The 19,137-nt window shown below is 51.4% G+C and carries 16 protein-coding genes; 12 read left to right on the forward strand and 4 right to left on the reverse strand.

The window, feature by feature from the left end; all coding sequences use genetic code 11:
* Positions 1-442 precede the first annotated feature (442 nt).
* The 4 genes from ACMGDE_RS07735 (at position 443) to ACMGDE_RS07750 (ending at position 5,356) form a co-directional block, all read left to right on the forward strand.
* Positions 443-814: a hypothetical protein gene (locus ACMGDE_RS07735; RefSeq protein ID WP_436832201.1), complete on the forward strand. Its 372-nt coding sequence runs from the start codon at positions 443-445 to the stop codon at positions 812-814.
* Between the two features lie 140 nt (positions 815-954).
* The gene (locus ACMGDE_RS07740) at positions 955-1,479 is read left to right on the forward strand and encodes a ferritin (protein ID WP_436832202.1); all 525 of its coding nucleotides are present in this window, start codon (positions 955-957) and stop codon (positions 1,477-1,479) included.
* Between the two features lie 215 nt (positions 1,480-1,694).
* Positions 1,695-4,385 carry an outer membrane beta-barrel protein gene (locus tag ACMGDE_RS07745; protein ID WP_436832203.1) on the forward strand — a complete coding sequence of 897 codons (2,691 nt, stop codon included), beginning with the start codon at positions 1,695-1,697 and terminating at the stop codon, positions 4,383-4,385.
* Positions 4,382-5,356 carry an NAD(P)H-quinone oxidoreductase gene (locus ACMGDE_RS07750; RefSeq protein ID WP_436832204.1) on the forward strand — a complete coding sequence of 325 codons (975 nt, stop codon included), beginning with the start codon at positions 4,382-4,384 and terminating at the stop codon, positions 5,354-5,356. Before ACMGDE_RS07745 ends, ACMGDE_RS07750 begins: the two co-directional genes overlap by 4 nt.
* A gap of 59 nt (positions 5,357-5,415) precedes the next feature.
* Here the strand turns inward: ACMGDE_RS07750 and ACMGDE_RS07755 are convergent, their stop codons facing one another.
* Positions 5,416-6,282, reverse strand: a complete 867-nt coding sequence (locus ACMGDE_RS07755; RefSeq protein ID WP_436832205.1) for an AraC family transcriptional regulator — start codon at positions 6,280-6,282, stop codon at positions 5,416-5,418.
* A gap of 151 nt (positions 6,283-6,433) precedes the next feature.
* Between ACMGDE_RS07755 and ACMGDE_RS07760 the strand changes: the two genes are divergently transcribed.
* The 5 genes from ACMGDE_RS07760 to ACMGDE_RS07780 all read left to right on the forward strand — a co-directional run bounded on the left by ACMGDE_RS07760 (position 6,434) and on the right by ACMGDE_RS07780 (position 11,031).
* Entirely contained in the window at positions 6,434-6,766 is a 333-nt protein-coding gene (locus tag ACMGDE_RS07760) for an L-rhamnose mutarotase (protein WP_436832206.1), read from the forward strand.
* A 17-nt stretch (positions 6,767-6,783) separates the two neighbouring features.
* Positions 6,784-8,445 (forward strand): UxaA family hydrolase, encoded by a 1,662-nt coding sequence (locus ACMGDE_RS07765; RefSeq protein ID WP_436832207.1) that lies wholly within the window; start codon positions 6,784-6,786, stop codon positions 8,443-8,445.
* 56 nt (positions 8,446-8,501) lie between these two features.
* Positions 8,502-9,272 (forward strand): SDR family NAD(P)-dependent oxidoreductase, encoded by a 771-nt coding sequence (locus ACMGDE_RS07770; protein ID WP_436832208.1) that lies wholly within the window; start codon positions 8,502-8,504, stop codon positions 9,270-9,272.
* A gap of 117 nt (positions 9,273-9,389) precedes the next feature.
* Positions 9,390-10,244 carry a fumarylacetoacetate hydrolase family protein gene (locus ACMGDE_RS07775; RefSeq protein WP_436832209.1) on the forward strand — a complete coding sequence of 285 codons (855 nt, stop codon included), beginning with the start codon at positions 9,390-9,392 and terminating at the stop codon, positions 10,242-10,244.
* Positions 10,245-10,248: 4 nt separating this feature from the next.
* The gene (locus tag ACMGDE_RS07780) at positions 10,249-11,031 is read left to right on the forward strand and encodes an L-fucose dehydrogenase (protein ID WP_436832210.1); all 783 of its coding nucleotides are present in this window, start codon (positions 10,249-10,251) and stop codon (positions 11,029-11,031) included.
* Positions 11,032-11,046: 15 nt separating this feature from the next.
* Here ACMGDE_RS07780 and ACMGDE_RS07785 read toward each other — a convergent pair whose 3' ends face one another.
* Positions 11,047-12,000, reverse strand: a complete 954-nt coding sequence (locus tag ACMGDE_RS07785; RefSeq protein ID WP_436832211.1) for an acetyl-CoA carboxylase carboxyltransferase subunit alpha — start codon at positions 11,998-12,000, stop codon at positions 11,047-11,049.
* Between the two features lie 188 nt (positions 12,001-12,188).
* Between ACMGDE_RS07785 and ACMGDE_RS07790 the strand changes: the two genes are divergently transcribed.
* Positions 12,189-14,342, forward strand: coding sequence for a glucoamylase family protein (locus tag ACMGDE_RS07790; protein ID WP_436832212.1), 2,154 nt, complete (start codon positions 12,189-12,191; stop codon positions 14,340-14,342).
* A gap of 43 nt (positions 14,343-14,385) precedes the next feature.
* Entirely contained in the window at positions 14,386-14,910 is a 525-nt protein-coding gene (locus ACMGDE_RS07795; RefSeq protein WP_436832213.1) for an OmpA family protein, read from the forward strand.
* A 1-nt stretch (position 14,911) separates the two neighbouring features.
* Here ACMGDE_RS07795 and murI read toward each other — a convergent pair whose 3' ends face one another.
* Positions 14,912-15,733, reverse strand: a complete 822-nt coding sequence (gene murI / locus ACMGDE_RS07800) for a glutamate racemase (RefSeq protein ID WP_436832214.1) — start codon at positions 15,731-15,733, stop codon at positions 14,912-14,914.
* A 132-nt stretch (positions 15,734-15,865) separates the two neighbouring features.
* Positions 15,866-17,284 (reverse strand): glycoside hydrolase family 125 protein, encoded by a 1,419-nt coding sequence (locus ACMGDE_RS07805; RefSeq protein WP_436832215.1) that lies wholly within the window; start codon positions 17,282-17,284, stop codon positions 15,866-15,868.
* Positions 17,285-17,468: 184 nt separating this feature from the next.
* Here ACMGDE_RS07805 and ACMGDE_RS07810 point away from each other — a divergent pair, with 184 nt between their 5' ends.
* Complete coding sequence (locus ACMGDE_RS07810) at positions 17,469-19,112, forward strand: gliding motility protein RemB (protein WP_436832216.1); 1,644 nt, start codon at positions 17,469-17,471, stop codon at positions 19,110-19,112.
* Positions 19,113-19,137 lie beyond the last annotated feature (25 nt).

The raw sequence follows: 19,137 nt of genomic DNA on the forward strand, positions 1-19,137 counted from the left end.
ACAACTGGAATCGGTTCGCGTTGCTCCCAATTCCTAGGTTGTCTCTGCAACCGCCTGAATTATCTGTGAGGGTTGGGATGGATTAGGCGATTGCTCCTCAGCTGGATCCGGCTCGCTTCGCTTCCGTCTCCTAGGCTTCGTCTGCAACCGCCTGAATCCGCCCGAATCCCCCATGACGGGTGGCAGGAACCCTCCGTATACCTCAAAATCCCGCCTTAGCCAGCTGCGGCATGCAGTGGGATGCACTACCAACCGTAGCAGCTGGGTACAGCGGGGAGTCTTTGGTTACTTTCTGCGGAAGAAAGTAACATGCCCGGCCGGCATAGAGGCCAACACCCTCGTCGCGGCGAGCGACAAAGAAGCCTCAGCATTTCAACTATTTTAGTTGGACTGATTATAAATAATATGTATCTTAGCCGACGATTCATACGTGGTAAGATAAATGATCTGTCCTTTAGCGAATTTTGAAGAAGTTTATAAAACAGAGCAGGGTGCTGTATATCAATGCAGCAGGCAAAACTGCTATTGGTTGGAATTTGCCGGAGATACCACGGCGTTTAAGCTGCGGGATTTCTTTAGCTTTAAGAAGAAGATTGATACCATAGACGTTTCCGCTATGATCATCGACCCATCGCGGACAGCGGATTTTACCATCGTAATGCCCTTTCGCAGCCCCCGTTGTTTCGTGTTGGATATCAATGCGGTATTGAATCTGCGAGAATTGCTGAACGGCGCCAAGTTTATGATCGAGCTCAACAGCGTGGTCAGGGAATGCCTGAACACCAACCACCGGTCACCGGTCACCAACGATTAATCATTACCCTCCGTCCTTATAATTTAGACTGAATTTGTATTGCTTTTATTTCGAGCGTTTTGCCATTTTCTTTGTGTATTTTTGCATCATGGAACAGGCGAACGATATGCTCCTGTCATTAACATTAAATTGTTGAAATTATGAAAGATTTATTGCGATTGAAAACTTCTTTGAACGAAGAGATCGAGAACATATTGAATGCCCAAATCAAGGTGGAAGCGCATTCTTCATCCATTTACTTGGCCATGTCATCCTGGTGTGATGATCAGGGGTATGACTTCAGCGCCGATTTTTTTGCGAAGCAATCGGAAGAAGAGCGGAAGCATATGATGAAGCTTTTCAACTACGTCAACGATCGGGGCGGCAAGGCCATCTCTCCTGAAATCGTGAATATCCCGGCGGATTTTGAGTCGTTCCGCAGTGTGTTTGAGCAAACGCTTGAGCAGGAGATGTATGTCACGCAGCAGTTCAATAACATGGCTGACAAATGCATCAAGCTGAAAGATTTTGTCACATTCCAATTCATCCAGTGGTTTCTGCAAGAGCAGATCGAGGAGGAGTATGTGGCGCGTCGCATCCTGGAGATGTTTGATGTGATCGGTGAGGAAGGTACAGGGCGTTGGGAAATTGACAAGCATATTTCCAAGGTTAGCTACGACGGATAGGAACTTGGCATCAAGCCATTGGTATCATCGGGTTGTCTTTTTTAAAGGGGCAACCCGATTTTTTTTGCACACATACAGATTAAGTACTATCTTTCGTTATTAATAATAAGGAGCGGATTCAGATACAGATATTAAATTAGAAAACATTCCAAACCGATTCATCATATTCTGACGAAAAGTTGCCATCGATAGCTATACATAGGCTCCTCGTTTTTGTGTTTCTTTTTGTTTCGTTGCAGGCTTTTGCCCAAAACCAACGAAAAGAAGTAAGTGGCGTTGTAATCGATACGGCAGGAACACCGCTGGTAGGGGTGAATGTCCGCCTCACCTCCATACTGGACACGCTGTTATCGGTCACCAATAACAAGGGCGCATACCATTTTTCAAATATTATCGGTCCCGAATTCCGGCTGACATTCAGCATGATCGGGCATAAAATTTTAGAGCGCTCATATCCGGCTACCTTCCCGGGTGTGACGATGCAACTGCTGCCCACGATACTCCCGCCCCAGCAGACGCTGCTCAAAGAGATCCTGATCAACCGCGTGCAACCCATCGTCATGAAGGAAGATACGATACAATATAACATGGATGCTTATCAGGTACGGCCAAACTCGCTATTGGAGGAAGCACTCAAACTGCTTCCAAACGTGCAGGTGCGGCGGGATGGCACGGTGATCGCCCATGGCAAGCAGATCAGTCGGGTACAAGTGGATAGCAAGAATTTTTTTGGTGGCGAAGTACTCACGGCCACCCGCAATCTGCCCGCTGAATTTATCCAGTCCATACAGGTGATCGATTATTATGGCGACATGGCGAATAGCACAGGCATAAAAGATTCGGAACCGGAAAAGATCCTCAATATCGTGCTGAAAGAGGATAAAAAGAAGGTGCTTTTTGGTCAGGTTACCGGCGGTGGGGGTACGGTTGGGCGTTATATCGGAAGCATGGGTATCAATAACTATAACGATGGACAGGAGTTTTCTATGCTGGGGTCTTTCAACAACACGAACACGAGCCTGTTTAGCTATGGGGCGCCGACCGGAGGGGGGATCAGGGAACGCGGCAATGTGGACCTGACCGGTATGACGGATCCGGTGGATGGGGTGAATACCACTAATTCTGCCGGTGTTAGCTATTCGGATGATGTTTCGGAGAAAGTCAGCGTTTACGGAAAGTATACCTTCACCAATCGGAGGAACAGAACGGTGGGGAATTCGGTGCTGGAGAGTGTTTTCGACGGATATAACATTGTTAAACAGGAAGAAAAAGTGGTGGAAACAGATAATATCAACCACTTGATGGCGTGGGACATCGAAGCGCAGCTGAACCCACGGAACTACCTCAAAATAAGTCCGAGTCTTTCATATAGTACAGTCGATGGCGACCACGAGAGCAACGACACGATTAAAAATAGCCGGTATCGGCAAATGATCAGCGAGCGTGTCTACCAAGCTGGCGAGAAGATGTCCTCTCCTAATTTTGATATGGATGTGTTGTATTCAAGGGCGTTCGATAAGCCCGGGCGCAAGTTTGTGGTCAACATGCAGGGCAAGTTCCTGAGCCGGGATAAGCTGGAAGATATCAGCGATTCGTTTGAAAACATAAACGCCAATACGGGACTACCCATACAGGATGGCGCCTATTCCTTTTCGCAATTGGTGGAAAGCGACAACCAAAACCGGGTAGGCCGGGTGAAAGCCGCCTATGTGGAGCCGATCGACAAAAGCAGCATATTGGAAGTCAGCTATGAATATAATTACACCGCCATTGACAGTCGCCGTAGCGTATGGGACAGCAGCCGGGCGCTGCCTGTCGACTCGCTGAGCCTGGATTACACCTATTTTTTTGAAAGCAACCGCATGGGGCTGATCTATCAAATGGAACAAAGTAAGCGATTCCGGTATACGCTGGGGTTTGCCGTGCAACCCTTGTTGCTTCAAGGGCAGACGTTAGGTGTCGATAGCATTACCCAACACCGGAATGTCAACCTGATTCCCAGCGCGGGTTTCCGGTTGCGCATCAATGACGAAAGCGAATTGTCCGTGGAATATTTGGGTACCAACAACCAGCCCAATTTTTCGCAGATACAACCGATACGTGACCTGACCAACTCTCAAAATATCATCATCGGCAACGGGGAGCTGAAAGCGGAGTTCATCAACCGGATCACGACACGCTTCCGCCAGACCAAGATGGGAAGGAACCAGTTTTTCGAAGCGCAACTCGCGCTGAACCAGGTGCAGAATAAAATCGTGACCAACCGGTCGAATCCCACCAGTACGGTACAGGAAACCAGTTTCCGGAACTCGCCTGGCTATTTTGATGCAAGGGGTTATTACATGTTCAGTACGCCGATGTTTCACAATGACCTGCAGCTGAATCTGAACGGTACAACAGACTACGTCAATAATATTTCCTATGTAGACGATAAAAAGAATTTCGGACGGAACTTTATCTATTCGCAGGCGGTTCAGATGCGATACACGCTGGAGGATATGGTTGAAACCGAATTCAACAGTAGCTACACCTTTAACCGTACCCGATATACCCTGAGCGACGACAACGTGATCAATAACGCCAATTCGGTGTTGTTCGGCTTGGCGGGCAAAGGGTATTTTTCGGACAACTGGGCCTTTGGGTTTGATCTGTCACACCGGCTTAATACGGGGTACAGCAGTTTCGTCAACGCAAACCCCACCTTGCTCAATGCCTATGTTGAGTGTACTTTTCTCGCCAATAACATGGCCCTACTCCGGTTGCAGGGGTTTGACTTGTTCAACCAGAATACGGGGGTGACCCGTGAAGTGATGGGCACGGATGTGCTGGACATGCGTAACAACCGGTTGGCCCGGTATTTCATGCTGTCGTTGAATATCCGCTTGCAAAAATACCCGAACAAATGATGATGCAGGCGGTAGTCATCACCGAATATGGCGATGCCGAGGGCCTGAAGCTCCGGCAGCGCCCTCGACCGGAGCCGGGTGTGGATGAGGTGCTCATCAAGGTGCATGCCGCCGGGATAAACCGTCCGGATGTGTTCCAACGCACGGGCAACTATCCGGCCCCTGCGGGCGTGGTGCAGGACATTCCGGGATTGGAGGTGGCTGGGGTAGTGGACGCCTGTGGAGATCAGGTGTCGCGGTGGAAACCGGGAGATAAGGTATGCGCCTTGGTGCCGGGGGGAGGGTATGCCGAATATGCGGCGGTGAACGCGTCGCACTGCCTACCCGTACCCGATGGCCTTGATTTCTTGGAGGCGGCTTGTCTTCCCGAAACGGTGTTTACCGTCTGGCATAATGTGTTCCAGCGGGGGAGGTTGCAGCGGGGGGAAACCTTGCTGGTGCATGGAGGGAGTGGCGGAATCGGGACGACTGCAATCCAGTTAGCCACCGGTTTCGGTGCGCAGGTGTATGCCACGGCGGGATCGCCCGAAAAATGTACCTTCTGCGAGCAATTGGGTGCGGAGACCTGCATCAACTATCAGGAAGATGATTTTGCCGAACGGTTGGCGGGGAAACGCATCGACGTCATTCTGGATAGCATCGGTGCGCCGTATTTTGAAAGGCATCTCTCCTTGTTGGCCGATGAGGGCAGGTTGGTGTTTATCAATGCCGTCGGCGGACGGCTGGCGCAGGTGAACATCACGGCACTGATGCAGCGTCGGATCACGCTGACTGGCAGTACGCTGCGGAGCAGGGATGCCGCTTTTAAGGGCGCCTTGCGGGAGGCCGTGGAAACGCAGGTATGGCCGCTGATCGCGGCCGGGAAATTTAAGCCGGTAGTCCACCGGGTTTTTCCGTTAGCGGAAGCTGCGAAAGCGCATCAATTGATGGAGTCGGGTGATTTTATTGGGAAGCTGGTGCTGGAAGTTTAGTACCTCCGGCTTCATAGCCTTCCCGCATTGGCTCCTGTGGCCTTGGGGTTTAGCCACAGTCACTTCAAATAAGCCTTTCGGTAATTCAGCGGACTTTTTCCGGTTAGCAGCTTGAAGTATTTGTGGAATCCGGCGAAATTATGGAACCCGCTTTCGTAGCAGATCTGTTTGACATTCATGTTGTTTTCGATGAGTAGCTTGCACGCGTGGCCCACCCGCAGCTCAATAAGAAACTGCGAAAAGGTTTTGCCCGTGCGCGACCTGAAATAACGACAAAAGGCATTGCTGCTCATGCCAGCCACTTCGGCTACTTCATCGAGCATGATTTTTCGTTTGAAGTGCCGCAGCGCAAAATCATAGGTGTTATTGATCCGATCCTTTTCATGATGTTGGAAATGCGGAGTGAAATTGACGGAAGACAGTAATTGAATTTCTTTCGTATGGGCGATTGCCGTGAGCGCCTCGATCAGCAGTATAATGCGCTTGGCGCCTTCGGCTTGAAGCAATTCCTCCAGTAGCTTTTGTACGTGCGAGCGAACCGCTCCATATACGGCAATGCCATGTTTAGCGCTGTTGAGCAGTTGTTTGATGCTGGTGTTTTCAGGCAGATCGACGAACGCCGATCCCCAAAAGTCCTCGTTGAAATGGACCACGCGGACGTCCGCCGCTTCCTGCTGGTGCCCGTCTATATAGCTGCTATCAAAGCTCCAATAGTGGGGCAGGTTAGACCCCACGAGCACGACATCGCCCGCATGGAAATTGCGGATGCTGTCGCCAATGAATTGCGTGCCCTGACCCTTTTGAAAATGGATAAGTTCGATTTCCCGGTGGTAATGCCAGCGGTTATTGGCGTATGGCACAGTATCGCGGCGCGCACTGAACGAATGGGCGGGTCCGGTGCTTACTTTCAGTAACTGCGGTCTCATTGGTAATCAATTAAATAAACACAGCATGTTGCAATGATAAGAAAAACATGCTAATATAATTGAATATATCGTTAATCTAGGGGTAGCTTTTGTTTGCTTTCTTTTTTTAATTTGCATAACTTTTTAAATGCCGACCAAGCGGATAGACCATATGGCTAAGCGATACACATTGGCGCTGGACTTAAAGGACGATGAGCAGCTGATTGCCGAATACGAGCGGTTGCATAGGAATGTACCTCCGGAGATCAGGCAATCTATCTTGGATGCCGGTGTCACCCGGATGGATATCTACCGGTTTGCGAACCGGCTGTTGATGGTGATGGAGACGGTTGATGATTTTTCCTTTGAACGGAAGGCTGCTGCCGACGCGGCGGATCCGCGTGTTCAGGAATGGGAAGCATTGGTGGGGACTTACCAGCAACCGATTCCGGGCACTAAAATGGGCGAAAAGTGGGTAGTTATGGGTCAAATTTTCGAACTTTAGCGTTATTGATAGAACAGATGGAAAATAGGCAACTTTTTTTGCAGATACACCCCGACGATAATGTGTTGGTGGCATTGCAGGACCTGCCGCCCGGTATGGAGGTTCGTTTTGGGGGCCGGGAGTTCCGCTTGTTGAGCGGCGTGAAAGCCAAGCATAAGTTTACCATTGATCCGCTGAATGCGGGCGATGATGTACGCATGTACGGGGTGCTGGTCGGGAAAACGAACGTGGCGTTGCCATCCGGGGAAACGATCACTACGCAGAACATCCATCATGCTGCGAGTCCGTTTGAGTTGGGTGAGCGCAGGCTGAATTGGCACCGGCCCGACATCTCGGCGTTTGAAGGACGCACGTTCATGGGCTATCACCGATCCAACGGCACCGTCGGCACGGCCAATTACTGGCTGGTCATTCCCTTGGTCTTTTGCGAAAACCGCAACATACTGGTGATGAAACAAGCGCTGGAAGAACAACTGGGATACGGCAAGCGCACACGCGACTATGAACCTGAGGTAGGTCAATTGATCCAGCTTTATCGGTCGGGCACTGCGGTGGAAGAGATCCTGAATGCCGATATCACGGCCGGTGCGGACCTGGAAAGCACGCAACGCCTCTTTGAGCATGTCGATGGTGTCAAATTTCTCAACCATGAGATGGGGTGCGGGGGCACGCGCATCGATTCGGATGCCTTATGCGGATTGCTGGCCGGATACATCACGCATCCCAACGTCGCCGGGGCCACCGTGTTGAGCTTGGGATGCCAGCATGCACAAGCTTCGATCTTGCGGGAGGAAATCGCGAAGCGCGATCCGCAGTTTGATCGGCCACTGTATATCTTTGAGCAACAATTATTGGGTACGGAGACCAACCTGATCCAGCAGGCACTGAAGCATACGTTTGTCGGCTTGATGCAAGCCAACCAGCAACGGCGTCAGCCCGCGCCGCTAAGCAAGCTTTGTATCGGCTTGGAGTGTGGCGGTTCCGATGGTTTTTCGGGTATCTCGGCCAATCCGGCATTGGGGTACGTGTCTGATATGCTGGTGACCGCGGGCGGGTCGGTGATTTTATCGGAATTTCCGGAGTTATGCGGTGTGGAACAGGAGTTGAGTGACCGATGTGCGGACGAGCCTACCGCCCTGCGATTTATGGAACTGATGAAGACCTATAACGCGAAGGCCGAGGCCGATGGCTCGGGATTTTATGCCAATCCATCGCCCGGAAATATACGGGATGGCCTGATTACCGATGCCATCAAGTCGGCCGGGGCGGCCAAAAAAGGAGGGACATCACCGGTAATGGCGGTGGTGGATTACCCGGGCATAGCCAACAGCCCCGGACTGAACCTGCTGTGTACACCGGGAAACGATGTGGAAAGTACCACGGCTGAGGTAGGGGCTGGGGCCAATGTCGTGCTGTTTACGACCGGACTGGGCACGCCTACCGGCAATCCGATTGCGCCGGTGATCAAGTTGTCTACCAATACGAAACTTTTTGAACGCATGCCGGATATCATCGACATCAATTGCGGCACCATCATCGAAGGAACGGAAACCATCCAGCAAGCCGCACACCGGATATTGGACTATGTGATCAAGGTGGCCAGCGGTGAGGAGCAGCCCAAAGCGGTGCAGTTGGGACAGGATGATTTCATCCCGTGGCGCAGGGGAGTGTCTTTGTGATGCTAGATATTAGATTTTGAATTTTAGATTGATATTGGATTTAGCATATTTTTAAAATGTCGGATAGAAAATTAGCTGGAAAAGTAGCGCTGATCACAGGAGGCGGAAGCGGTATCGGTCGGGCCATCAGTCTGCTTTTCGCGAAAGAGGGTGCGTTTGTACACATCCTCGAATTGAATGCGGCTGCTGCTGCCGCAGTGGTTGACGAGATCCAAGCCGCTGGGGGATCGGTAGATGTACATGCCTGCGATGTAAGCCAGCAAGCGGAGGTACTGGCGGCAATCAGTCATATCGGTGCGATCGATATCCTGGTAAATAATGCGGGTATCGCCCATGTGGGCAATGTGGAAAATACGAATGAAGAAGATTTTGACCGGATCATGCGGGTGAATGTAAAAGGTGCCTACAACGTGTTGCATGGGGTGGTGCCGGTGATGAAGCAACAGGGCGGCGGAATGATTGTCAACATGGCGTCCATCGCGGCGTTGGTCGGGATCACGGACCGGTTTGTGTACTCCGCCAGCAAAGGGGCCATCCATGCGATGACGTTGTCCATCGCGCGCGATTACCTGCACCACGGCATCCGGTGCAACAGCATTTCGCCGGCGCGGGTGCACACCCCCTTTGTGGATGGTTTCATCGCTAAAAATTATCCCGGTAAAGAAGACCAAATGTTTGAAACGCTTTCGAAAAGCCAGCCCATCGGTCGCATGGCCCGACCCGAGGAAATCGCGGCGCTGGCGTTGTACCTCAGTTCGGATGATGCGGGCTTTATCACCGGAAATGACTATCCGATAGATGGGGGATTTGTTAAGTTGAATAATTGATAGACGTTAGACAAGAGACACTAGACACTAGACAAGAGACGTTAGACAAGAGACACTAGATAATAGACACTAGACAAGAGACGTTAGACAAGAGACACTAGATAATAGACATTAGACATGAAACTAATCCGATATGGCAACCCTGGCCGGGAGAAAGTAGGGGTACAAATTGAAGGTGTCAATTATGATGTTTCCGCATTGGGGGGCGATTATAATGAGGAGTTTTTCGCAAATAACGGACTTGTCCGCTTGGACGAGTTTGTGAAGGCGAATGCGGGCAAATTAATTGCCCTACCCGAGGGTACGCGATTGGGAAGCCCGATTGCCCGTCCCTCGAAAATCCTCTGCATCGGCCTCAATTACCGCGACCATGCTGCAGAGACGGGCGCTAAGATACCGGAAGAACCCATCCTGTTCATGAAGTCTACCACGTCATTAAGCGGACCGTATGACGATATTGTCATTCCTAAAAACTCCACGAAAACGGATTGGGAGGTGGAGTTTGGTATTGTCATCGGCAAACGGGCGTCTTATGTGGCGGAATCGGAGGCCTTTGATTATGTGGCGGGGTATGTGCTGCATAACGACGTGTCCGAACGGGCATTCCAGCTGGAACGCGGTGGCACATGGGATAAGGGCAAAGGCTGCGATACGTTTGCGCCGATGGGTCCGTTTGTGGCCACGCGGGATGAAATCGCGGACATCAACAACGTGCGGCTATGGCTCAAGGTGAATGGCAAGATGTATCAGGATGGGAGTACGCGGGACCTGATTTTCGATGTGCCGTTCATCATCAGCTATGTCAGCCAGTTCATGACGCTGCTGCCGGGCGATGTGATCTCCACCGGTACGCCAGCGGGCGTGGGACTGGGCCTCGTGCCGCCGGTATACCTCCAGCCGGGTGATGTGGTGGAGCTGGGTGCCGATGGGTTGGGTACGTCCCGCCAGGTGGTAAAAGCATACGAAGGTTGATGGCATGGAGTTAAACCTCAAAGACAAGGTCATCGTGGTGACCGGCGGGGCCAAGGGAATCGGTCGGGGCATCGTGTTGGCGCTGGCTGCTGAAGGGGCCATACCGGTGATCGTGGGACGCCGGCAGGTCGACAATGAACGGGTGCAGCGGGAGGTGGAGTCGGCGGGCGGGCAGGCGTTTTGTGTTGCCGCCGAGCTGACCCGTCCGGATGACTGTGAGCGGGCTGTCGGGGAAACACTGGCTACATTCGGACGGATTGATGGGTTGGTGAATAATGCCGGTGTAAATGACAGCGTGGGACTGGAGCGCGGCAATTACCAGCAATTTGTTGACAGTCTCCATAAAACACTGATCCACTATTACCTGATGGCGCATCATGCCTTGCCCGCATTGAAAGCCAGTAAGGGATCCATTGTGAATATCGGCTCGAAAACAGCGGAAACCGGACAAGGGGGTACCTCGGGTTATGCGGCATCCAACGGCGGACGCAACGCCTTGACGCGTGAATGGGCGGTGGAACTGCTGAAATATGGTATCCGTGTAAATGCCGTGATTGTAGCGGAATGCTATACACCCCTGTACGAAACGTGGATCAATACATTGCCCAATCCCGAAGACACGTTGCGCAAGATCAATGAGCGGATCCCCTTGGGCAACCGGATGACCACCACGGCTGAAATTGCCGATATGGCGGTGTTTCTGCTATCGGAACGGTCCAGCCACACGACCGGACAGTTGATACACGTAGATGGCGGATACGTGCATTTGGACCGTGCGATTGACTAAAAAGACAGGGGGGCATTATTCGACTACCACGCCCATGCTGCTGAATTTCGCGATGCGATCGGCAATGAGTTGCGCGGTTGACTTGCTTTGCAGCACCGCTAAATCGGCCAGCAGCTGTTGTTTTATCGTTTCGGCAACGAGCTGTGGGTTGTGGTGAGCGCCTCCTAATGGTTCGGGGATGATGCCATCGATAAGGCGGTTTTTCAACATGTCGTCGGCGGTCAATTTTAGTACTTCCGCGGCCCTTTCTTTGTAATCCCAGCTGCGCCATAAAATGGACGAACAGGATTCGGGCGAAATGACCGAATACCAGGTGTGCTCCAGCATGTAAACCTGATCGCCCACGCCGATACCTAAAGCCCCGCCGGAGGCGCCTTCGCCGATAATGATGCAGATGATCGGCACTTTCAATACCGACATTTCCATTAAGTTGCGGGCGATGGCTTCGCCTTGCCCCCGTTCTTCCGCTTCAATTCCGGGGTAGGCCCCCATGGTATCAATCAAGGTAACGACGGGCTTATTGAACTTTTCAGCCAGTTTCATTAAGCGCAGGGCCTTGCGATAACCTTCCGGATTGGCCATGCCGAAGTTGCGAAATTGCCTTTCTTTGGTATTTTTGCCTTTTTGGTGGCCGATGATCATCAGCGATTGGCCGTCGATGTTTGCAAATCCGCCTACGATCGCTTTGTCGTCCTTTACGGTTCTGTCGCCATGCAGCTCGATGAACTGCTCGCAGATGAGGCCAATATAATCAAGCGTTTGCGGCCTATCGGGATGGCGAGACATCTGTACTTTCTGCCATCCGGTCATATTGCCGTATATCTCGTGTTTGGTTTTCTCCAACTTATCCTGCAATTCCGTCAACGTAGCGCTCATGTCCACTTTCGTCTTCTCCGCTACTTGACGCACTTTTTCAACCTGCATTTGCAGGTCGGCAATTGGTTTCTCAAAATCAAATGTTGTCTCCATAAAAGCGATGTTGCGAAATCAGGGTGCTAAGTTAGGGAATTGTATTGACTATTTAAAGGGCAGTGGTTGGTAATGGGCGGCCGGTGGTTGGTGATTGGTGGCGGGTGATTGGTGATTGGTGGGGGATAGATGGCTTGGTTTTTGCGTGAACTTGCCCGGTCAACAATATTAACACCATCGATTAGCTTATGGTTAGAGCAATTACCTTATCTGTTTTGTTGTTTATCTTCGCGATTTCGCAGGCCGCTGCGGAGACCTATCCGGAGGTGTTATTTGAAAACAGCCTGTTGTCGGGCAATTATACCTATAGTCAGGTGCAGTATGAAGGCGCAAGTTGGGTGGAAAACGTGCGGGGCAAGCTGCCGGTATCCGATTCCTTATTCTTCACACCGGGCAATGCCTTGTCGTTGAAATACGCGTCTGAAGGAAACGGAAATTGGTCTGCTCAAATCCACTATCCCGATACCTTGAATCGGTACCATCCCAAGGCTGGCGATGTGCTGACGTTTAAACTATTTGTGGCGTCGAATACCCCCCGGGAGGCGTTGCCCAAACTGGCGGTATCTCAACAGGATACCCTGACCACCCCGATTGATATATCAAAATACATAGCTGATTTTCAGCCGAATATGTGGATTAACGTGCGCATTCCTTTGCAAGATATCCAGCGCCTTAATCTGGAGAAACCCATAAGCGGTGTACAGCTATCCCAAAATGGTGCGGGCGGTGGAATACATCGCCTGTATATTGACCAGATCGAATTTCTACCGGCCAATCCCCCGCGCGCTAAATTGTCGTCGCCTGCGGTATTGTCCGCCGCAAAGGCGTATGACCGCCATGTCGAATTGACCTGGCAATTGCCGCTGACGCCGAGCATTCGGTATATCAAGATCTATCGATCGGAAGACAATGAGCATTTTGAGCCGGTGGCTATCCGGCCTGTTTTTATACAGAAGTGCACGGATGTTGTCCCGTATTCGAACAGGACGTACCAGTATAAAGTGGCGTGGGTAGATTACGATTACCTGGAGTCGCCTTTTTCAGATGTCATTGACGCGAAGACGCAGACGGCCGATGACGACGCCTTCTTGGATTTCATCCAGGCGGCGCATTTTAACTACTTTGTGGAGCGGGCGGAAGTGAACAGCGGCATGCATGCGGTGCGCTTAGGTACAGACAATGCCACGGTTTCGGTAAAGGAAACAGGCTTGAGCATCCTGTCTCATGTGGTGGGCGCCGAGCGCGGTTTCATCTCGCGTTCAGCGGCGATCAGCCGATTGGCACGTATCGTGGATTTTTTGGCAAAAGCTGAGCGTTTTCAGGGCGCATTCCCTGCCCTCCTGGATGGACGCACCGGAAAGGGTGTCTATCTGGTTGATACCGTGCCGGAGGCTGATTTGCGGGCAACGGCATTTTTGATGCAGGGATTGCTTACTGCCCGGCAATATTTTCAGGCAGACAGCAGTGAAGCAAAATCGCTGATCGAAAAAATAGACCTGCTGTGGAACGATGTTGCTTGGAGCCGATTCGTTATTGAGGGCCAGGAGTCTATTTTGCTGGATCGCTGGTCGCCCGCGGCCGGTTTCGGGAACGCCCGTCCTTTGGGTGGTTTTGGGGTGGACTTCATTTGTTATGTGCTTGCGCTGGCTTCGCCTCAACACGCATTGCCGGCCGATGCATACATCGATGGGCTAGGGACACCCCGGGAATTGGTTGATACGACCCATGCCATGGAACTGGCAGATAATGCCGCATTTTCGGTGAAGCTCCAAGAGGGTAAATCCCTCACCCCGCGCTATCGGACGCTTCCCTATACACGGGATACGACGCTGTACGGCCTGCCGGTTGTTGTCGGATCCGTGGACACCTCATTGCTGGAGGCCTACACGCCTTTTCTGGCGTTCGATCCCCGAGGGAAACAAGATACGTTTGCCAATTATTTTGACAACAACATCAACCTCACTAAGGTGTACCAACGACGGGATAACGAAACCCGCTATGGCAGTTTTTCGCGTGATATCTGGGGCATCGAGACGGCGTCGGACTCATCCCGCATGATTAATCCGGCCATTGCTTGTGCAAGCTATGCCTATATACCTGACGATGCGCTCCAGTCCATGCGCGCGTTTTACCATCAATATGGGGAGGCGCTGTTTACGGAATATGGATTCCGCCGCCGGATTGCCATCGATGATAATGCATCGGCAGACGAGTATGATGCATTGAATCAGGCCGCAGTGGTGGTGATGATCGAAAACGGGCGCAGTGGATTGATCTGGGAATTGTTTTCCAACCACCCGGCGATAAAAAAGGTGATCGAAAATCACTTCACCATGGAATAGTTTTTTTATTTTTACGCCATTTGATTTTATCCTTAGCATGTATATGAAACAGCATATTCTCTTTTTGCTTATCGTGGTTTTTTCAGGCGTTCTTTTTTCCTGCAAGAATAAGAAAATGGCCGTCAATCCCGGTGCACAGGTATCCATCGACGGCACGAAGGACGGTCTGCAACATGTGCAACGGGATTTTGAGGATGCCGAGATCACCGACCGCGGCATCACGGTGACGTTTGATTCGGACGTGTTGTTTCCGCTGAATTCCTCGTACTTGACCGACCGGGCTAAAACGGAGATCGACAAGCTGGTCAACCTGCTGGCCGATTACCCCGGTGCGTCCCTCATTGTAGACGGGCATACCGATGCGACGGGTACGGAAGAGTACAATCAGTGGCTGTCCGAAAAAAGGGCTGAAGCGGTAAAAAAATACGCGGTGGAAAAGGGGATCGATGAAAGCCGGATCACGACGCACGGACTCGGGCTGACCAAACCGATCGCGCCCAACAATACCGCGGAGGGCCGCCAGCAGAATCGCCGGGTAGAGGTAACCATTGTAACGGATAAGCCGTAAACTAGCCCGGTATCTTCAACTCGGCTGCTTCAATGGGGCGGCCATAAAAAGTTTTCGCTTTTGTTTCGAAATCCGATGCATCATCGGTGGTGAAAAACCGTTTTTCGCTTCCTTTGGTACATAGCTTCTCCACTTCGGGGTGGCGATGGAGGTAATCGGCGAGGCTGTTGGCCACTAATTCTCCTTGGGCAAGTAGCTGGATGTGCGCGGGTGTGAAACGCCTGATCAACGGCAATAGCAACGGATAATGTGTACAGGCCAATACGATCACATCAATTTTCGGGGATTGCTCCAGCAACCGGTGGATATCCCGCTCTACGAAATACGCCGCTCCGGGAGTGTCCCATTCGCCGCTTTCGACCAGTGGTACCCAAAGGGGACACGCATGTTGGTGCACCTCGATATCGGGAAAAAACTTCTGGATTTCAATCGGATAGGAGGCAGACTTCACCGTGCCCGGCGTGGCTAAGATGCCCACCTGCCTGGAGTGGGTATAATCGCCGATGACTTCGGTGGTTGGGCGTATCACACCCAGCACCTTGTGCAAATCGGGGTAATGGGGCAGGTCGTGCTGCTGAATGGTACGCAGGGCTTTGGCGGACGCCGTATTGCAGGCTAAAATAACCAATCGGCAACCCATGTCAAATAATTGCTCCACGCATTCTTTCGTGTAGGCATACACCGTTTCGAACGATCGCGTACCATAGGGTACACGGGCATTGTCGCCTAAATAAATATAATCGTATTGGGGCAACTTTTTTACGATTTCGCGAAAAACCGTCAATCCCCCATACCCGGAATCGAAAATACCTATTGGACCCATTTTGATTGGATGTCAGACATGAGAGTGAGACGTGAGACAGGAGACTCGAGATATGAGATATGAGACGTGAGATATGAGACAAGTACGTGTCTGATGTCTAATGTCTCTTGTCTAATGTCTCACGTCTCAATTTCATTTTAACAAAGATGGTTTTTCCTGATAAGTTTTCCATAAAAATTCGCCAAATAATGTATTGGCCCAGGCAAACCACTTACGGGTGAATTTCTTGGGGTCGTCTTTGTGAAAAGATTCGTGCATAAAACCGGTATCTCCGTGGGTTTTCCGCAGTAATTCGATGCAGGTGGCGATTTCCTGGTCATCCGTGGAGGTGAGTCCCCGCATGGTGATGGCCATCGGCCAAATCATATCACGCCCGATATGGGGTCCGCCGATGCCCTCGGCTACCGCGCCCTTGAAGAAAAAGGGATTGTTTTCGGAAAGGACGTAAGCGCGTGTGCGCTGATACACGGCGTCGTCGACATCCACCGCATGGAGGTATGGAAGCGATAGCAGGCTGGGAATATTGGCGTCATCCATCATCAGGTAGCTGCCGAATCCGTCCACTTCGTAGGCATACACCCGGCCGTGCAGGGGATGATCTACGATGCCGTGTTCGTTTATCGCTTTTTCCACTTCATCGGCAAGGTTGCGCATTTCCGTGGCCAATGCCTGTTCGTTGGCAACCTTGGCGAGCAGCTCGGCCGACTGGCGTAAACTGACGACGGCAAACAGATTGGATGGGATGAGAAACGAGAATACGCTGGAATCGTCACTTGGCCGGAAGCTCGAGCAGATCAATCCCACCGGTTTGACCGGGTAACCATATCCGTCTACTTGCAGCGTGTCAGAACCCCGGGCGGTGGTGCGCTCAAAGCGGTAGGGACCGAGGTTTTCCTTGCGTTGCTGTTCTTTGAATGTTTTGAGGATGTTGCGCTGTGCGGCCACCCATTCCGCATCGAAAGGTGTCGTATCCCCCGTGGTTTTCCAGTACCCGTGCGCCAGGCGTATGGTATAGCAGAGCGAGTCGATCTCCCATTTGCGCTCATGGATACCGGGTTTCATGTCGGTATGGTCGGTTCCCCATTCGCCCACTTTGGTCGGGTCGTTATAGAACGCGTTGGCATAGGGATCGATGTTGACGCACTGGCTCTGTTTGTTGACCAAACCGGCGATGAGCCGTTGCAGCTTTTTGTCCGCCGCCATGAACGGCAGGTATGGCCATACCTGCGCACAGCTGTCGCGCAACCACATGGCGTCGATATCGCCCGTGATGACGTAGGTATAAGGCTTCCCGTTCTTTTCTTCGGGAAAGACCGTCGTATCCAACGTGTTGGGGAAGCAGTTGCCAAACAGCCAGCCGAGTTCTTGGTTTCCTACCTTGCCTTGAAATTCGCGGATGGCACGTTCAATGGCGCCGCTTGAAAAATGCCGCTGGTTTTCGGCGACCCGTACGGTCGGGAAATCCTGAGCGGCGGCGGCCGTGGGGAATTTGCCTGCCCATATTCCGGCGCTAAGCATTGCGGTGTTCTGGATGAATGTTCGTCGTTTCATTTCCAACTGGTTTGTTATCGATATAGGGTTTCTTTTGGTACTCGCTTTTAGCAGTGCAATATGCGAAAAATTAGCTAATCTCACAGCGCAAATTCGTTTTAGCATTTAAAATCTTGCATTCGTGTGCATTAATGGCTTAATTGTTGGAAGGCAATGTTATCTTTGCTGACTGATTTTTTTCGCTATGATTAAACATTTATGCGATCGTTGCTGCTGGGTGATGCTATTCGCTGTCATGTTGAGCAGTCAAGCTTTTGTGGCCAATGCCCAGTCGACTTACCAACCTTATTCTTATCATTTTTATCAGAAACTCAATAATGTCCTGTACGATGCAGATACGCGCCTGCACACCTCGGTGAAACCCATGATCATCGACGAGGCGCTGCAGCCGCGTTATGATTCGCTGATGGAGCTGGGTGTGGCGGAGCGGCATTCGTGGTGGGGTCGCAAGCTGTACAATGAGCACCTGATCGACATCAAAAAAGACGACCATACATTTTATGCGGATTTCCTACCGGATTTTCAGCTCGGGCGTGATTTCGCCGGGGGCGGCCGGACGACTTGGCTGAATACGAGGGGGGCCCAGGCCGGGGTGACGATCGAAGATAACTTTTCGCTTTATGTGAACTTCTTCGAGAATCAAGGCGTATTTCCGGAATACTTGGATCGGTATATCTTCGAGCATACAGTTACACCCGGACAAGGGTATGGGAAGACCATGACATCCAGCCCCCGAAAAAAGGACTGGATGTATGGGTCGGCTACGATGTCCTATACGGTAAACAAGTACTTGAATGTGACGCTGGCCTACGATAAGCAGTTTATCGGGGATGGGTACCGCTCCATGCTGCTTTCGGACATTTCGTCGAATTACACCGCCTTGAAACTGACCGGCAAATTGGGAAATGTGCAGTATATGAGCATGTGGACCTATATGCTGGACCCGATGCATCCCCGTTCGCTGGATTCGACACGGCGGGCGGGCGATAATTGGAAATGGGGAGCCTTTCAGTACCTGGACTGGAACGTGAATAACCGGTTTTCGGTGGGGCTTTTCCAGTCGGTGGTGTGGGGGGCCAAAAATGCCGCCGGCCGCCGGGGGTTTGATTTCAACTATTTCAATCCGATCATTTTCATGCGACCAGTTGAGCTGACCAATACGTCTTCTCCAGATAAAATGCATTTGGGGTTGAATACGAAGTATAAGGCGCTGAAGAATTTGACCGTTTATGGACAGTTTCTATTGGGGGAATTTGTGGCCAGTGAATTTTTCAGCGGACGAGGACATGTGAATAATAAGTGGGCGGCCCAATTGGGTTTCCGGGGGTTCGATGCGTTTGGTGTCAAGGATTTGAATTTCCTGGCGGAGTACAACACCGCTCGTCCGTATACGTATGCGCATTTCGATCCGGTGAGCAATTACAGCAACTATGGCCAGCCACTGGCCCATCCGTTGGGGAGCAATTTCCGAGAACTGGTCGGCATCCTGAATTATTCATACAAGCGGTTTGACTTTTCTTTGCAGGGCACTTGGGGGCAGTTCGGTTCGGATCCGGACTCCCTGACGAACTATGGGGGGGATATTTTCAAAACATACGCTACCCATATACAGGTTTACGACAACCGTATCGCACAAGGTGTTAAAAACAACCTGTTATACGCCGATGGTCGGATATCCTACTTGTTTAACCCGAAATACAACCTGCGGGTGGAAGTCGGTGCCGTATATCGGCGGCACGGGATACCCGAGCAGGGGAGACACCCGCAGACCGGCATGTTAACACTTGGATTGCGTGGATCGTTCCGTAATTTCTATTATGATTTTTAGCCTGTCGGAATTTTTTGTGATATTG

The organism is Parapedobacter brassicae (assembly GCF_051400755.1).
GTDB lineage: Bacteria > Bacteroidota > Bacteroidia > Sphingobacteriales > Sphingobacteriaceae > Parapedobacter.

What these genes read in the sequence shown, in the direction of transcription:
- ACMGDE_RS07735 (WP_436832201.1), top strand. Translation starts at nt 443, where the DNA reads ATGATCTGTCCTTTAGCGAATTTTGAAGAAGTTTATAAAACAGAGCAG.
- ACMGDE_RS07740 (WP_436832202.1), top strand. Translation starts at nt 955, where the DNA reads ATGAAAGATTTATTGCGATTGAAAACTTCTTTGAACGAAGAGATCGAG.
- ACMGDE_RS07750 (WP_436832204.1), top strand. Translation starts at nt 4,382, where the DNA reads ATGATGATGCAGGCGGTAGTCATCACCGAATATGGCGATGCCGAGGGC.
- ACMGDE_RS07755 (WP_436832205.1), bottom strand. Translation starts at nt 6,282, where the DNA reads ATGAGACCGCAGTTACTGAAAGTAAGCACCGGACCCGCCCATTCGTTC.
- ACMGDE_RS07760 (WP_436832206.1), top strand. Translation starts at nt 6,434, where the DNA reads ATGGCTAAGCGATACACATTGGCGCTGGACTTAAAGGACGATGAGCAG.
- ACMGDE_RS07765 (WP_436832207.1), top strand. Translation starts at nt 6,784, where the DNA reads ATGGAAAATAGGCAACTTTTTTTGCAGATACACCCCGACGATAATGTG.
- ACMGDE_RS07770 (WP_436832208.1), top strand. Translation starts at nt 8,502, where the DNA reads ATGTCGGATAGAAAATTAGCTGGAAAAGTAGCGCTGATCACAGGAGGC.
- ACMGDE_RS07775 (WP_436832209.1), top strand. Translation starts at nt 9,390, where the DNA reads ATGAAACTAATCCGATATGGCAACCCTGGCCGGGAGAAAGTAGGGGTA.
- ACMGDE_RS07780 (WP_436832210.1), top strand. Translation starts at nt 10,249, where the DNA reads ATGGAGTTAAACCTCAAAGACAAGGTCATCGTGGTGACCGGCGGGGCC.
- ACMGDE_RS07785 (WP_436832211.1), bottom strand. Translation starts at nt 12,000, where the DNA reads ATGGAGACAACATTTGATTTTGAGAAACCAATTGCCGACCTGCAAATG.
- ACMGDE_RS07790 (WP_436832212.1), top strand. Translation starts at nt 12,189, where the DNA reads ATGGTTAGAGCAATTACCTTATCTGTTTTGTTGTTTATCTTCGCGATT.
- ACMGDE_RS07795 (WP_436832213.1), top strand. Translation starts at nt 14,386, where the DNA reads ATGAAACAGCATATTCTCTTTTTGCTTATCGTGGTTTTTTCAGGCGTT.
- murI (WP_436832214.1), bottom strand. Translation starts at nt 15,733, where the DNA reads ATGGGTCCAATAGGTATTTTCGATTCCGGGTATGGGGGATTGACGGTT.
- ACMGDE_RS07805 (WP_436832215.1), bottom strand. Translation starts at nt 17,284, where the DNA reads ATGAAACGACGAACATTCATCCAGAACACCGCAATGCTTAGCGCCGGA.
- ACMGDE_RS07810 (WP_436832216.1), top strand. Translation starts at nt 17,469, where the DNA reads ATGATTAAACATTTATGCGATCGTTGCTGCTGGGTGATGCTATTCGCT.